This window comes from Verrucomicrobiota bacterium (genome assembly GCA_016871535.1).
GTDB lineage: Bacteria > Verrucomicrobiota > Verrucomicrobiia > Limisphaerales > SIBE01 > VHCZ01.
The window spans coordinates 1-15,059 of sequence record VHCZ01000153.1 but is presented as its reverse complement, the minus strand read 5'-3'; the positions used below and the strand labels follow the sequence as shown (position 1 = coordinate 15,059).

At 61.3% G+C, this 15,059-nt stretch carries 12 protein-coding genes; 6 read left to right on the top strand and 6 right to left on the bottom strand.

Going from position 1 to position 15,059, the window contains the following annotated elements:
- Positions 1-268: 268 nt before the first annotated feature.
- From FJ398_18110 to FJ398_18100, 3 genes are all read right to left on the bottom strand, one after another.
- Complete coding sequence (locus FJ398_18110; GenBank protein MBM3839845.1) at positions 269-2,344, bottom strand: hypothetical protein; 2,076 nt, start codon at positions 2,342-2,344, stop codon at positions 269-271.
- A 339-nt stretch (positions 2,345-2,683) separates the two neighbouring features.
- Positions 2,684-4,681: an ABC transporter ATP-binding protein gene (locus tag FJ398_18105; GenBank protein MBM3839844.1), complete on the bottom strand. Its 1,998-nt coding sequence runs from the start codon at positions 4,679-4,681 to the stop codon at positions 2,684-2,686.
- A gap of 256 nt (positions 4,682-4,937) precedes the next feature.
- A complete protein-coding gene (locus tag FJ398_18100) occupies positions 4,938-6,185 on the bottom strand; it encodes a glycosyltransferase family 2 protein (protein MBM3839843.1) in 1,248 nt (415 codons plus the stop codon).
- A 39-nt stretch (positions 6,186-6,224) separates the two neighbouring features.
- Between FJ398_18100 and FJ398_18095 the strand changes: the two genes are divergently transcribed.
- A complete protein-coding gene (locus tag FJ398_18095) occupies positions 6,225-6,629 on the top strand; it encodes a hypothetical protein (GenBank protein ID MBM3839842.1) in 405 nt (134 codons plus the stop codon).
- Here the strand turns inward: FJ398_18095 and FJ398_18090 are convergent.
- Positions 6,608-7,477, bottom strand: coding sequence for a ThuA domain-containing protein (locus FJ398_18090; GenBank protein ID MBM3839841.1), 870 nt, complete (start codon positions 7,475-7,477; stop codon positions 6,608-6,610). The two genes, FJ398_18095 and FJ398_18090, sit on opposite strands and share 22 nt — an antisense overlap.
- 279 nt (positions 7,478-7,756) lie before the next feature.
- Here FJ398_18090 and FJ398_18085 point away from each other — a divergent pair, with 279 nt between their 5' ends.
- Positions 7,757-8,176 (top strand): hypothetical protein, encoded by a 420-nt coding sequence (locus FJ398_18085; protein ID MBM3839840.1) that lies wholly within the window; start codon positions 7,757-7,759, stop codon positions 8,174-8,176.
- A 3-nt stretch (positions 8,177-8,179) separates the two neighbouring features.
- On the opposite strand, the gene FJ398_18080 is transcribed toward FJ398_18085, so the two are convergent.
- Positions 8,180-8,725 carry a hypothetical protein gene (locus tag FJ398_18080; GenBank protein ID MBM3839839.1) on the bottom strand — a complete coding sequence of 182 codons (546 nt, stop codon included), beginning with the start codon at positions 8,723-8,725 and terminating at the stop codon, positions 8,180-8,182.
- A complete protein-coding gene (locus tag FJ398_18075) occupies positions 8,626-9,237 on the bottom strand; it encodes an aldo/keto reductase (GenBank protein ID MBM3839838.1) in 612 nt (203 codons plus the stop codon). The genes FJ398_18080 and FJ398_18075 overlap by 100 nt, the downstream gene beginning before the upstream one ends.
- A gap of 211 nt (positions 9,238-9,448) precedes the next feature.
- Between FJ398_18075 and FJ398_18070 the strand changes: the two genes are divergently transcribed.
- From FJ398_18070 to FJ398_18055, 4 genes are all read left to right on the top strand, one after another.
- Positions 9,449-9,781: an Abi family protein gene (locus FJ398_18070; protein MBM3839837.1), complete on the top strand. Its 333-nt coding sequence runs from the start codon at positions 9,449-9,451 to the stop codon at positions 9,779-9,781.
- Positions 9,782-10,104: 323 nt separating this feature from the next.
- Positions 10,105-11,070 carry an ABC transporter ATP-binding protein gene (locus tag FJ398_18065; protein MBM3839836.1) on the top strand — a complete coding sequence of 322 codons (966 nt, stop codon included), beginning with the start codon at positions 10,105-10,107 and terminating at the stop codon, positions 11,068-11,070.
- 344 nt (positions 11,071-11,414) lie between these two features.
- Positions 11,415-13,160, top strand: coding sequence for an HlyD family efflux transporter periplasmic adaptor subunit (locus tag FJ398_18060; protein ID MBM3839835.1), 1,746 nt, complete (start codon positions 11,415-11,417; stop codon positions 13,158-13,160).
- A gap of 311 nt (positions 13,161-13,471) precedes the next feature.
- Positions 13,472-15,059, top strand: a 1,588-nt coding sequence (locus tag FJ398_18055) for a formylglycine-generating enzyme family protein (protein MBM3839834.1), incomplete at its 3' end; no start/stop codon positions are given.

Sequence of the window (15,059 nt, the reverse complement as noted above, 5' to 3'; positions counted from 1 at the left end):
GGCGCAACCCGAAGGGCGGCAGTTCTTTTTCGCCAGACTTCGTTGCTTGCTCCTTACAGATCCACTTCGGGATATGCTCGTCGCTCGCGCCTCGTCTGGCCGAAAAATCCCTTGCCGCGAACGTGAGCGTATTTATGAAATGGACCACTAAGGCCGGGACCACGTGCGGGCCAAAATGAGAATTTCTGGGCGCAGCGGGGAACCAAAGCAATTCTACGTTTGGAATCAGCGCGGGCGGCGCAACTTGCGCGCGGTGAGAGTTACTCAGCTAACTCTTCGCCCGATAAAACTTGGTTCCCGCCGGAGTCACGGAGAATGGACTGGCCGCGCCGGCTTCGTCCTTCCAGGTTTTCAAATCGTCGGAAGACTGGAGCGCGGCGCCGGTCCATTCCACGACCACTTTTCCGCCCTGAAACGAAACCTTCGTGATCTTGGGTTCAACCTGCGGCGCGGCGCTAGGGCCGTAATACGAGAGGAACTTGCTGGGGATGGGTTGCAGTTGGTCCGCAGGCGTTGCATTGCCGACTTTCCGCCAGGCAACTTGAAGATAATCCGCGCCGTTGCTCTCTTTCCAGATCGCTTGCAGCGCGTACTTCTTCCCCTTCTCCAGCCGCACCGGGAGCGAAGCCGACTCGTCCAGACCGGGTTCCTGGAACGTGTCGCCCGCGCTCGTATCGGCCGCGGTGGGAAGCGCGTTCGGATCGTCGAGCAGATCAAACTTGTCGTCGGTGCTGAGGCGCAATTCGCTGCCGCCGTCGCTGCGGACGAAAAATTCATAATCCGCCGTTTCTTCCGGCGTCAGCCAGGCCCGGAATCGGCCGCCGTAGGTGTTCTTGTCCGGAGTCGCCGGAATCACGAGAAATGAGTCCAGCGTGGTCGTGACGTAATCCACGTCCGGTTCGTTCGGATAGCGCGCATTGTTGCGAAGGTCAGCCACGGCCGCGCCGCCGATATTGTTCCACACTTCGAGACCGACCACTCCTGGCTGGACCGTGAAACCGGCGAAGCTGCGCGTTGTGTTGGCCGCGACCGGGTTGCCTGCGAGGTCTTCAACGTTGTTGATCGTCAGGGTGTACCTGGTGCCCGAAGTTTGTTTACTCGTGAACAAGCGCGCGGTCGTAGCGTCCAGCGCAATGGCAGAATTGATCGTCAACCCGCCGGAGGCCGAGTAATTGGCTTTGTTCGCCAACTGGTCGAGCTTCATTGGCTCGGAGAAGGTCACATAAACGGAATTGAAATTGATGCTCCCGGTGGCACCGGTGACGGTGGGGATGCTGCCATCGACGTTGATCGTGGCCTCGCCGCTGGTCGCTTTGCTCGAACCGCTGGTGAGATTGACGCGGAACTTCGAGCCATGGTCCGCCACGGCTAACGCGGGAGTCGTGTAGCTGGCCTGCGTAGCGCTGGCGATGTCGCTGAACGCCGTGCTGCCCGGCGCGGCCTTTTGCCATTGGTACGTGATGGTTTGTGGGCTGGTCGCGACCACTTTCAGCGTCGCCGATTTGCCGGCGGGCACGCTTTGGTTCGCGGGGTTCTCGGTTATTTTGAGGCTGCCGGTGGACTCGATTTCGGCCAGGTAAATCGCGTCGAAGCCATACCCATAGGGTGCGGCGGACGGATTGCCGAACGGCGCGGGCCCTGTGTACTGCTGCGCCTCGATGGCGAATTCGCCGTCGGCGCCCGGCTCAATGTTGTTCCAACCGACGAGAGACCCCGCTTTGTTATCGCCCGAATTGAGCGCGACCTGATTGGGGCCGAGCGTGCCTTTGTCGAACGTTGCTTTGGTGAAAATGTTCTTGTTGACGCTCCCGTCTTCGTGCGCCGCCACAAAGGAATCCGCGCCTGTGATCGTGAAAACGCTCCAGCGATCGTTGTAGCCGCCGCCGCGGCTGACCGTGCCGCGGAAATTGTAGCGCTTCGTGGGATCCAGGCCTTTGAAGAAGAGGATCAGTTTGGTGTTGAGATTGGCGCGGATGCCGGGCAGGCCGCTGTTGCCGATATCGACAATGCCTTTGAACAGCTTGTCGGCCGGAGAGCCTGCATTCACGTTCGAGTTCGCGCCGAAATCGTCGGGCGTGCCGTCGCCTTCCACGACGACGACCACGGACGCCTTCAGATCGAGGCCGGTCTTGAAATCTTTGAGCGGCCCGCCGTCATCGTTAATGCGCAGGTCGTATCCGCTGGCGTTCGGGTGGGTCAGGTCGCTGGGCCGATAATCGTTGTAGGCTTCCCACCGGACTGTGGATTGCGCCTGGGACAAACCGGGGAGCGAAACCATCGCCGCCAGGAAGAAACACGACTTCAGTGATGAAACGAGATGAGTGTTCATAGACTTGTTGGACATTCTGCTGCTTAGACGGAGGCAGGCTAGCGAAATGGAACCCACCAACAAGTAGAAATGTTACGAACAGGTGACGGCGGACGGGCGCATGGTAGGGACGGATTCCACTCCGTCCCTGACTAACCCTTGAAGGCGTCCCTTGAAGGAGAGACGGACCAAGGAAAAACCAGGAGCCTCCGTTGGCCCATCGTCTCTTCCCAGGCTTCGGTCTGCCTCAAGGCTTGATTTGGGACGGAGTGGAATCCGTCCCTACCACGCGAAACAGGTACCTCCACTTCATGGAGGAGAGGGAGGTTCGCCGTTGGAGATCCGAGAGCGCAGAGTGCGCCCTGTGACGGCGCATCAGCGCCACACTTCCTCGGCGGCTTGTCCCTCGGATTCCATCTGGCGGAGGACCATGCCGTGGTAAGCGCCGCGAAGGTCCATGAGTTCCTCGTGGGTTCCGCGCTCGATCACGCGCCCCTCTTCCATCAGAAGAATCAAGTCGGCGCGGCGCACGGTGGAGAGCCGGTGAGCGATGACGAAGGTGGTGCGCCCGGCCAGCAGCGTCGCCATCGACGCTTGAATGAGTTGCTCGCTTTCGGTGTCCAAATTGCTCGTGGCCTCGTCGAGAATGAGGATTTGCGGCGAGGCCAGGATCGCCCGCGCGATGGCCAGCCGCTGCTTCTGTCCGCCCGAAAGCTTGACGCCCCGTTCGCCGATGAACGTCTCGTATTGGCCGGGCAGTTTGACGATGAATTCGTGTGCGTTCGCCCGTCGGGCCGCGTCTTCGATCTCGGCGTCCGTGGCGTCGTGGCGGCCATACGCGATGTTGTCCCGCACGGAGCCGTCGAACAAAAAGACGTCTTGCTGGACCAGGGCGAGCAAATCGCGGTACGTGCCCAACCGGAAATCCCGAAGGTCCGAGCCGTTGAGCAAAATCCGGCCTCGCGTCGGATCGTGAAAACGAGCGACCAGATCCGTCACGGTGGTTTTCCCGGCGCCGCTCCTTCCGACCAGGGCTACGACCGATCCGCCGGGAACGACGACATTGAAGTCGCGCACGACGGGCCGGCCTTCGCGATATTCGAACTCGACGTTCTCAAAGCGGATTTCACGCACGAGGCGCGGCGCGTCTTGCGCGTTGGGCCGGTCCGGTTTGTCCTGGGGTATCGCGAGCACCTCGAACACGCGTTCCATAGCGGCCAGCGAACGTTGCAACTCGGAGAACGTGTTCACGATTTGCCACACGGGATTCAGCAGCAGAAACGTGTACCACTGGAAGGCCATGATGTCGCCGATCGACGCGCGGCCCGCGATGTTCAGATAGCCGCCGTACCAGACGATCACGACGTTCACCCCGCCCAACAGCAGGCCCCACGACGTCCAGATGACCAGTTCGCGGCGATGCGCGAAAAGTTCCTTGCGCAGCACGGTGTGCCGCCCGCGCATGTAATCGAGGAGTTCCCGCAACTCGCGCCGGAACGCCCGCACAACCCGAATGCCCGAAAACGCCTCTCCGACCCGGCCGTCGATTTGTTCGACGTCCTTGCGCAGCGACCGGTAAATCGGCCGAATGCGCCGCGCGGAAATGAAACTCACCAGCATCACCCCCGGAATGATGGCCAGGGCCGTCAGCGCCAGCCGCCAGTTCAACTGCAGCAGCACGCCCACGGCGATCACCAGGCGGATGACCGAGACCGCCGGCGAAATGATGGCCATCTGCAGGAGGCCGGTCGTCGTGTCCACGTCCCCGGTCAACCGCGACAAGATGCCGCCGGTCTTCATGTCCCAGAGCTTGGCCAGAGGCAGGTGCAGCAAACGCTCGTACAAGGACCGGCGGAGCGACAGCATCACTTTCACGTTCAGCAAGCGCTGGCGGTAATCCTTCAGCACTCCCATCATCCGCGAGAGGATAATCACGCCGACGAACAAGGCGCCCGCCACGTGCAATCGGCTCAAACGCGACGGCGTGTCCAGCCCGGCATTCAACAGCACCCGGTCAATGATGTACCGCATGAACAGCGGTTCGATCATTTCCAGGCCTGCCACGACCAACGCCAGAAGCAGAAGCGCGCCGACTCCGTAACGGTGCGGCCAGAGCCAGCGCATGTAATCGCGCAGGTACTCCCGCCGCTTCCCGCGGAACAGTCCGCGGGGTTTCGACGCCGACGGATCCTCGCTGCCCGCTTCAGCCGATGGACCGATTCTTCCCGTTCCGTCGTTGGCTTCCGTCAAATCGTCCAGCCGCTGCTTTCTGTAATCCTCCACGAAGCGGCGATAGCGCTGGCGTGAGGAGCGCGGTTGGCGTTTGGCCGAAGCCGTGGGCTTCGCAGAATCCGATGAGCGGTCGTTGTCCATTTGAGGGCGGCGCTTCGCTCGGGCGAGGGGCCCGTGCCATTGGGCTGTCAACCAGCTTGGCGGGAGAGGTTGCAGACAATCCCAGCAGCGTGTCAAGGGTAGGGACGCGATCGGGTGCAATTGGAACTGTCGGTCAACGAAGTCTTCTCCATCTCTTCCCGAAGGGAGCGATTTACAAAAGGGCGGGCCGCCCTGTCGCGCGTGGAGATCTTACTCTCAACTCTCAACTCAAATCCTCTCTCAACTTCCACTAGCACTAGCGCACGCCCCCGGCCTTCAGGACGTGCAGAGGATAGAACGTTTCGCGCCAACGGATGCCGCCCTGGCGGAGCGTCACCACGGCGGAGTTCAGCATCGCGTAGAACAAAACCGGAACCATAAACGGCGTCAGAACTGCGCCTCCGAAACCCCAGCCCAGCCGCCGCGCCAAGTTCGCCGCAGGCCAAATCAGCGAAGCCAACGCAAGCCCCGCCGCCAGCCCTGGGAGCGTCCCGGTCAACGGACCGATGGCCGCCGCTGCCCACGCAGCCGGCCCGAACACGCCCAGCACCAAAGCCGGGAGGGTTCGATAATCCAGCGCTGCAAAATAATTCTTCTCCATAATTTTGATCATCCCCAGGGCCGTGGCGCCCCAATGGCACTCGGCGTCGTCGCCCCCGATGAAGGCGCGCGTCGGTTTCCCGGCCCGGCGCACGAGCAATCCCAGCCGCACGTCGTCCAGCACCGTCAACCGCAACGCTTCATAACCGCCGCAGGCGCGATAAACATCGGCGCGGATCAGATTGAATGCGCCCATTCCGAGGTAAGCTTTCGGCCTGTCATGGTTGACCCGCGATATCCAGTCCACGACGCTGAGCAGAAAAGCCAGGTGCCACGCCTGGCCGCCGACCGTTTCAGGAGCCACGCCCGGAATCAGAGTAACGTGGCCGGCCTTCTCCCGGTTCGCGACGCGCAACGCCCGCGCCAGGACATCCGGTTTCAGCCAACAATCCGGGTCGGTGAAGAGAATCCAATCCCCGGTCGCCGCGCCGGCGCCCACGTGGCAAGCGTGGCATTTGCCCAACCAGCCTTCCGGCAGCGCGTCCACACGCAGGACGCGAACGCGCGAATCTTGATCCGCCAGGCGCCGCAGAATCTCGTTCGTCCGGTCCGTGGAACGATCGTCCACGGCGATGACTTCGAGTTCGACCCCGTGTTGGGCGAGCAAATGGCGAATGGTTTGTTCGATGCGAGCTTCCTCGTTGCGCGCCGCCAGCACGACGGAACAGCAAATGGAGTTGGACGCGGCCGGGCCGGAGGCTTCGGGATGATGCCCTGAACGGGGCGGGGCGGACATGGCTGTTGAAGTGGACAAAGAACTCCCGTCGTCTTCCCGCGAACTGGTAGGCAGGGCGAGACTGTCCCCCGCGAGCCGATTCGGACGTGTGCCACGGACGTCGAGCGGCTCGCCGGGGCGGACTCGCCCTGCCGGGTTCATGGGCCGTGCGTATGGCCGCTTGGCCATGGGAGCTTCCCACGGCGGCAAGCGTTGCGCCCAGCGAAGGTGAAACAACGAACTCACCGCCTTGCCGAAGAACAGAAACGCAACCGCTGCGAAAAGGAAGCTCACACCGGCAAGCTATCGGTGAAAGCGCCTGCGGGCGAGCAAATGATCGAGTGGTGGAGCGAGGTTCCCGCCGAGCCGTGCGTCGATGGCGATTGGCTCGGCGGGAGCCTCGCCCCACCTTCATTGAGATCGCAGAGTAAAGTCAGGGACGGAGTGGAATCCGTCCCTACCGGGTTCCTGGGAAGCTTCCACGGCCTCCGAGCCGTGCACACGGCCCATGAACCCATCGCTGGTAGGGCGGTGCTGCCGCGCCGCCACATCGACAGAAGACCGGCTGCGCGGCAACGCAGCCCTACCCGGTTGATGGAAGATCCCGCGTTTCATTTGCCGCCGGGGCCGTAGCCCGATGCGGGCGTGCCGTCGTCGTTCAGGTGACCGGTGGCCCAGAGCACCCCTCGCGTTACGAGGTCGAGGTAACGCGAATCTTCCACCGTCGCGTTGTTATGACCAATCGTGGTGCTGAAAACGCGGGTTTTCTTCGGGCCATATTCGTTCACCCAAGCGACGACAAAATCGCTGGTCCTCTCCGCGCCGTTCCTTTGTTTGTAGGTTTGTTTCCCGTAGGCAATCGGGCGCGCGGTCTTGAAAACGTCGATGTTGTTGTAGAGTTCCTCTTTGATCGTGGTCCAATCACTCAGGCCCTTGGCGATGGGGCTTTCTTTGTCGGTGAAGCGGATCGCGATGGGTTCCTGCGGACCGTGTCCGCTGGATTGCAGGCCGAGGTATTCGAACCACAACCCGTGCGGCGTACCCGGCGTGACGGGGTCGTTCGGATTCCCGATGCGATACGAGTGCATGGCGCAATGGAGATTGACGCCCGGGACGCCGTCTCGATGCGGCTTGAGCACGCCTTCGACCTGGGCCTGATCCGAAATCGAGGAGCCGCATTCGTCGTGGATCACGACATCGTAACCTTTCGCGTAATCCGGATTTCCCAGAATCGCCAGCGGCGGTTTCGTGCTTTTGTCGTCGGTGTGAATCTGATCGATGACGAGGTTGGCGCGCGCTTCGAGGCCTTTCTTGAGAATGTCCTTTTGGTTGGCGTAATCGTGGCAACACCCGCCGGTGATCAACAAAACGCGGATTGGTTTTGCGGCGGCGGCCAGGGTCATCGGCGCCGCGCACGCGAGCATCGCCAGCGCGAGAGGGAAGGACAGGACGAAGGGGCGAAGAGAAGAGTGGATTTTCATGCGGGTCTTGTAACGCTTTGGGAAGCCGGACGCAACCGGATTGGCGGCGTTCGCATCGCGTTCGGGTGTCCCCTCAGTTGAGGCGGGGCCAGGCTCCTGCCGAGCCAATGCCACCGAAGAACGGCTCCGCAGGAGCGTTGCTCCACCGTCGCTAACTCAGGGGATACTCGTTCGGGCAATGCAACAGTCTTGCACGGAGACAGCCAGCCAAGGTTAGAGAATTTGACCGAGGGACACTTTGGGCCAGACCTTCAGTGCTTCTTGTGGCAGAATACGGTCATGGATTCACAGGTCGAAGCGATGGCGGGCGCGGCGCCGGAGGCGACCAAAATCCCTGAATCTGAAATCCAGGTCCTCCCACGTCCGAGTGTGAGCGATGCGGCGAAGGACTGGCTCTGCGCCTCGTGCCTGAACCGCGTGGCCAGCGACCAGGATCGTTTCCACTACGACGGCAAAAGCGAGTTCACGTTCCGCAATCCGCAGGGAATCCAATTCGACATTCTCACCTTCTCCCGAACCCTCGGTTGCGAATCGACCGGCACGCCCACTCAAGAGCACACCTGGTTTCCCGGCCACGCGTGGTGTTTTTGCGTGTGCGATCGGTGCGGGACGCATCTCGGCTGGCCATACACCGGCCCCAGCGAATTCGCCGCGTTGATCCGGGAACGCATCGTCCGAGCCTTGCTGGTCCGGAATTGAACCTCATCCCCACATCGCCGCGCCGCATTCGTGCGGGTGATGCGGATAGGGCGAATTAAAATGCCGGCCCAGCGCGACCGAATCTTCTTCGCGTTTGAAAATCGAGCCTTGCCCTTCCGCCATCTGCATCAGCTTCTTGATTTCGTCCTGAGTGATCGGACGGTAGGCGTAGCCGGCGGTGATCGCTTTCTCCGCCAGGTCCAGCCACGCTGGCGAGAACCCTGTCACGACGCCCGGCAGCGACAGCGTAAAACGCCAGGCGATGTTGATCTCTTCCTGGTCCTCCAGAGTTCGATACCACCACTGGTGTTTGAGCGCTTCGCCTGGCTTCGGCAGACCGGCGTTCGTCGGTTTAATGGCGAGGACACCGGCGCCTTTTTCTTGCGCCACTTCGAGGACCTCTTTCCCAAAGCCCCGGTTGAAGTATTCCACGTAGTTAATCGGAAACATCACCGCGTCGAACGGAAAGCTCCGCAGCGCTTCCACCGCGGCTTTCGTCGTGTGCGCGGAAAACCCGATGAACCGAACTTTACCTTGCTCCTTGGCCATTTGAGAATGGCCTCGATCGCCCCGCCTGGAGCCAGCGCTTTCTTCGCGTCGGCCGGCTGCACGAGGTGGTGCAACTGATAAACATCGAAGTATTCGGTCTTGAGCCGCTGTAACGAACGCTCCAGTTCGGCGCGGCAACCGCCGCCGTCGCGCATCTTGGTTTTGTAGGCGAGATGATAAGTGGTCCGGTCGAGTCCCTGCAGCGCAACGCCCAGTTTGGTTTCGCATTCGCCGTTGGCGTAGGCGGGCGCAACATCGAAATAATTCACACCGCGTCCGAAGGCCTGGTGCACAGCGGCGGTGCATTTCTCCTGGCTTTCTTGTTTCAAGCTGAAGCCCGGAAAGCCGACGATCGACACCTTCAAGCCAGTGCGCCCCAACGCGCGTCTTGGCATACCGCTGCGGTCCGCGATGACCGGCGCCGCCGCGCTCAAGCCGACGACCGAATCCAAACTGACGGCTGCCGCACCTGCCGCAGCGCCCGCCACTTTCAGGAATGATCTGCGTTTCATAGGTTCACCTTTTCTGACCACGGATCACACGGATGTCACGGAGAGGGGCGACTTTTCGGGCCGGTTGCCTCCCTCTGCCAGTCACGCCTGCCTGGCTCATGTTGGTCAGTCGAGGCACCGGGTCGAACCCTGCCATCCGTGGTTCTGTGAGACTATCGCACCTGCGCGACAGTGCCGTGGTTGACTCCGGTCAAGACCTGGAACTGAGGCGCTGCGTCGGGTTGCGAATAGAAGGCAGGGCAGGTCAGTTCTCCGCCTACCGCTTTCCCTTCACTCTCCCTGGGAATCCCGACCAGTTCCGCAGGCGTACGAGCACTCCCCTGTGTTCCGCAATCCGCACCGCCACGCCGGCGCGCTGGCCCGCTTGGACGGAGAATTGCAGCGCAGCGACGAAGTCTTTGTCAGCCCCTACCGGAACGAATACCAGATGCGGCGTCCTCCCATCTGGGCCGTCTGCGAGGTTATGTCATTTGGACTCCTCAGCACTCCTGGCCGCCAAGTGAAATCTCGACAAGAGAATAGAGTAATTCAATCAATCCGCTGAGTGGTTTGCCAGCCGTGGTATTTGGCCAGGATTGACCGGGAAGCAGCGTTGTCAACCTGGCGTGAAGAACGAACGAAGCGCCGACCGAATTAATACTCGCGCTTCGTCGCTCGCTCGTTGTGGATCGGTGGATACACCGCCTCGCTCGCTCCTCGCGGCTGGCCAGAATCCCTCCTGGCAAAGTGTATTCTAGCCTGCAAGTGAAGTTAGCTGAGTGTGGTTTGATCGTTGCCAGCAGTTTCGTGATGAGACAACTTGGGTTACAGCATTTCCGCCAACCGCGAATGCTCCGGACTGATTGAACTGGCTCGAACCGACACGCGATGAACGACGCGATCGTTTTTGAACGGATCACCAAGATTTACGAAGGCCGCCAAATCGCGGTCGCGGATATTTCCTTTCGTTTGCCCGCCAACTCCACCATCGGGCTTCTCGGCGCGAACGGTTCCGGGAAATCCACGATCTTGCGTCTGGCGCTGGGTCTCATCACTCCGAGCGCCGGTTCGATCCAGGTTTTCGGCCAGCGGATGCATCCGGGCGCGCGGACCATTCGCCAGCGCGTCGGATTCCTCGCGGACGATCCGGCTTTTCCGAAGGACCTCACCGCGATCAGCTATCTGCGTTTCGTCGGCCAATGTTTCGGCCTGGGCCGCGAAGAACTGAAAGCCCGCCTGGGAACGCTTTTGCGGGCGGTCGGACTCATGGACGACGCCGGGCGCAAGATCGGCACGTTCTCCACCGGCATGAAGACGCGTCTCGGTGTGGCGGCGTCGCTCATGAACGACCCCGAACTGCTCGTGTGGGACGAACCCACGGCGGGATTGGATCCCATCAGCCGCCGGCAAACTTTGGAGTTGCTCGAAACATTTCGCGGCAAAAAGACCGTCATTCTCAGTTCCCATATCCTGGGGGACATCGATCGGGTTTGCGACCGCTTGCTGGTGCTGAACCAAGGTCAACTCTTGTTCGACGGACCTCGCGTTGATCTGGAGAATCTGCTTCCGGAAAGCGTGCTGGAGATTCGGGTCTCCGGTGGTGTGGGCCGGTTCCGGGCCGCGGTCCGCGCTCGATTGGGATGGACGGATCTGGGACGGGACGAGGACCGCATGCGAATCGAGTTGAACGGCCATGACTCCGTTGGGAATGTGGTCTCGTCGCTGTTGGCTCTGGCCAAAGAGACCGAGACCGTGGTTGATGGGATCAATTCCACCGGCCGGCGGCTCGAAGATGCTTATCTGAAACTCATCACTGAAGACGAATTCCGTGGCTTCCTCCGTGCTTCAAAGTAGGGCAGCGCAGATTCTCAATTGGCTGTATCGCCGATTTGCAGTCGGCTTGGCGTCGGCACGTTCTAGTGCGCGCGAATTTGTCCGGCGCATTCAAAAGAGTGCGTTGTCCGGTGCTTTTGGGAGATTCATTGGCAACTTGATCCTCGGGCGCCGCGTTCCCCCTCACCCTGACCCTCTCCCTCGGGGAGAGGGAATGCCGCAGGCCGCGACTCGACAAAACGGGCGCGTGAGCATTGTCGAACAGCGGCAGACAATCCACCCTCTACCCTGGGGAGAGGGCCGGGGTGAGAGGAAAGGAACCGTGATCTTCTCCATGAACACACTCAACTGAAAACAACTCCAGCTTGAAAGCAGAGTCCAAAACACAGTCCGAGACCGATTCCCCGGCGGTCCAAAGCGATCCAGATCGCCGCCCGCCCAAGGACTGCCAGGTCCCGAGCCGCTGGCATTCCATCCTGGTTCTCACCCTGGCCGATCTGGACGTGGTGTGGCGGTCCTGGCTCTGCCGCGGGTTCTTGCTCGCCAGCGCATTGATTACCGTCCTCGAACTCAAGAGTCTCCAAGCGCATCAACAGGCCGCCAGTCAGATGCTCGAAGTGATTTACACGACTTACATCGTGGTGTGGATGCACGGCATCGTTTTCATTGCCGGCGGCGCGCTGTCGCGCGAGCAAGATTGCCTGGCCGACGGCATCCTCAGCCGCGGGATTACGCGCGGCGAATACATGAGCGGAAAACTCGCGGCGCGAAGCCTGGCCATTCTTCTTCTGATCGGGCTCGTCCTTTTGCCGTCCAGTTTCTGGGCCATTCGCCAGGACCAACTGATCCGCACCGAGGACGGTTTCGTCGCTTCCCACGCCCGCAACACCCGGATTGAAGCCTGGGATCCGAAAAAGATTTTTGCCGAGGCCAACGGCACCATTGCCGAAGCGCCGTTCAAGCTCGGCGATTCCGTCCGCACCGGAGACGCGCTGGCGCAACTCGACGACCGCCCGTTGTTCGACGCGCTCGAAAACGAGCGCCGCGGCGAGGAAAACGCGCGCAACGACGTCACGAACGCCCGCCGCCGATTCGAGGAAGCCAAACGTGCCGTGGCGCAGGCTGAAGATGCCATGACGCGCGCCGAGCGCGCGTTGATCGGCAAGGATCTCATGAGCAAGACCGAGCAAGCCGACCGCGAGACCGAGCTGCGTTCGCGCAAACGCGATCTGAAAAACGCGCAGAATCAGGTCGGCATTGCCCAGGACGCAATCAAGACCGCCGAGCGCGCCGTCGAGAATGCGCAAGCGCGTGTGCGCGACGCCCGCAAACGCCTGGGTTATGCCACGATCACGGCGCCGATTTCGGGTTATGTGACGGAAGTTCCGGTGCAGATCGGACAGCCTGTGAACGTGGGCACGCACCTGTTCACCATCGCCCGGCTGGACGAATACGAAGTGCGTGTGCCCATTTACAAATACGAAGAGTTCAAGCGCCTCAAAGCCGGCCTGCCGGCCTATGTCAAGGTCGAGGCCACGGAATTCACCGGCGCGATTGAACGGTTGAGCGCAACGACGACGCCCGACCGCTGGGGCCGGGACAGCAATTACGCGTTCGTCCGCTTCAAAGGAAACGGTTCGCTCGGCCTCCTTGGCTTGAACGCCGACGTGCGCCTGGCGTTGCCGCCGCCGGAAGAGCGGCCCACCAAAGTCACCACGTTGTTCAACGCGCTCACCGGTCGCGGCGCGGACGACGCGAAGTCACGAACGGCATCGGTCACCACCGGTTGGATGCTGATCGGGTTTGCCAAGGTCGTCGGTTGCGCGGCCATGCTCGTGACCTTGACGCTGCTGGCGTCGGCCCTGTTCCGAAGCGCTCTCATCGCGATCCTCAGCGTGATCGGGCTCTACCACATCTCGAATCTGTTGTTTGATTTTGCGGGTTTGCCTGATCTCTCTTACCTGGAAATGGTCCGGAACATGGACAAAGTTTTGGGCGGCATCGCGAGTCCGGTCGATGAATTGACCAGCCTGGCCTGGCTGTTCGGAATCGCGACCGTGTTTGGAATTATGGCGATGTCTGTTTTCATCTCCCGCGATCCCATGCGATGAGGCTGCTTTCCATGAACCTGATGGAATCCCGACGGGATTCCGTCGCAAAGCCCAGGGTTGCGAGGAACGAGCTACCCTGGGGAATTGGGGAAAGAGGGGGCTCAACCCCAACGGGGTTGCGTCTTTGGCGCACGGAGAGGCGCAACCCCCTTGGGGTTGGTTCCTCCGCGTACGCTGCACCCAGGGTAGCTCGTCTCTCGCAACCCTGGGCTGGAGGACGCAATCCCCTTGGGATTGGTGACGGCAGGCCACAGATCCGTGTGAGGAGCAGAGTCCTCTGGCTCTTTCTGCTTCTCTTTGCCGCCGCCTCAATGATCACCACTGCGCAGACCGAGACGCCGGCGAGCGCGCCCGGCATTGGCACTGGAATTCTTGAAACGGTCTTTAACCTGAAACGGCCAAGCGACACCGATCTGCTCTTGCTGCGAAGTGGAGAGAAGTTGACCGGAGCGATCGTGAACCCGTCGTTCCAATTCAGAACCGCCTACGCAGACCTGGAGTTACCGGCCGGCCTGTTGGCCGGAATTGATTTCGAAGGGGCACTAACCTGCCAGGAAGTGATTGTCACGGCCAACGGCAATCGCCTCTCCGGTTTCCTGCAACCGCCGACATTGGTGATTCGCCTGGAGAACGGCTCGCAAGTCGAGACGCGCCGGGAAAAGGTTTCAAAAGCGATTTTTCGAATTCAGCGCGACTACCCGCCAGTGGATCCGCGGTCACGATTGATCCGCCTGCGCAACGGCGATGTTCTCAGCGGATCGCTGATCACGGCTCTAGAGTTCGTGGATGCGAATCACGCGAGAGCGCCGTTCCAATTCAGCGACATCGAAACCGTCACCCTGGCGCCAGGCGAAATTCCACGCGTGACCGCGCGCTTGCGCAACGGCGAGTCGTGGCAGGGCAGGCTCGGCAGCGACGATATCGATCTTCAGCTTGATCTGGGCCCGCGCGTCCAAATCTATCACGGCCGGATTGATGTGATCGATGGCCGTGCGGAGTCTTTGGCCGACCTGCGCTCAGGTAAGGACGCGTTCCACCGCGTCCCTGATATCGCCATCGACCGGCCCGGTAAAATCAGGGACGGAGTGGAATCCGTCCTTACCAAATCCACGGAGAGAGCCAATTCACATAAGGCCGACTCGCTCGGTGCCGGCAGCCCAAGCCGCTCAAGCCACAACCAGGCGAAGGACCGCGACGGTTTGGTGTGGATTCCTCCCGGCACATTCATGCTGGGCAGCCCGCCGGAAGAAGCGGATCGCGGCCTGGACGAAGGACCGCAAGTCAAAGCCACGATTGATCACGGCTTCTGGATGGGCCAATGCGAAGTGACGCAAGCGCAGTTTCGCGCCGTGATTGGCATCAATCCGAGTCATTTCACCGGCGACACCAATCGGCCGGTGGAGAAAGTCAGTTGGCAGGACGCGCTGGAATATTGCGCCCGGCTCACGGCTGCCGAACACGCCGCGGGCAAGTTGCCCGAAGGTCATGCGTACCGGCTGCCGACCGAGGCGGAGTGGGAATACGCGTGCCGCGCCGGGACCACGACGCGCTTCAGTTACGGAGACGACATCGGCTATTCGCAATTGGGATCGCACGCGTGGTTCACGGGCAACAGCGGGTCCACCACGAACCCGGTCGGCACGCGGCGGCCCAATCCCTGGGGCCTTTACGACATGCACGGCAATGTCTGGGAATGGTGCCTGGACCACTGGGCTGGCGGGAGCGCAACCGAAGGACCGGACGAAGGCCGCAACGAGCAAGGCTCGCTGCGCACGGCGCGGGGAGGGTCGTGGTTGTATGATGGCCGTTTCTGCCGTTCGGCCAACCGCGATGATTATTTCAAGTCGAGCCGTTGCAGCGACCTTGGTTTTCGCGTCGTGCTGGCGCCGTTGCGTCCGT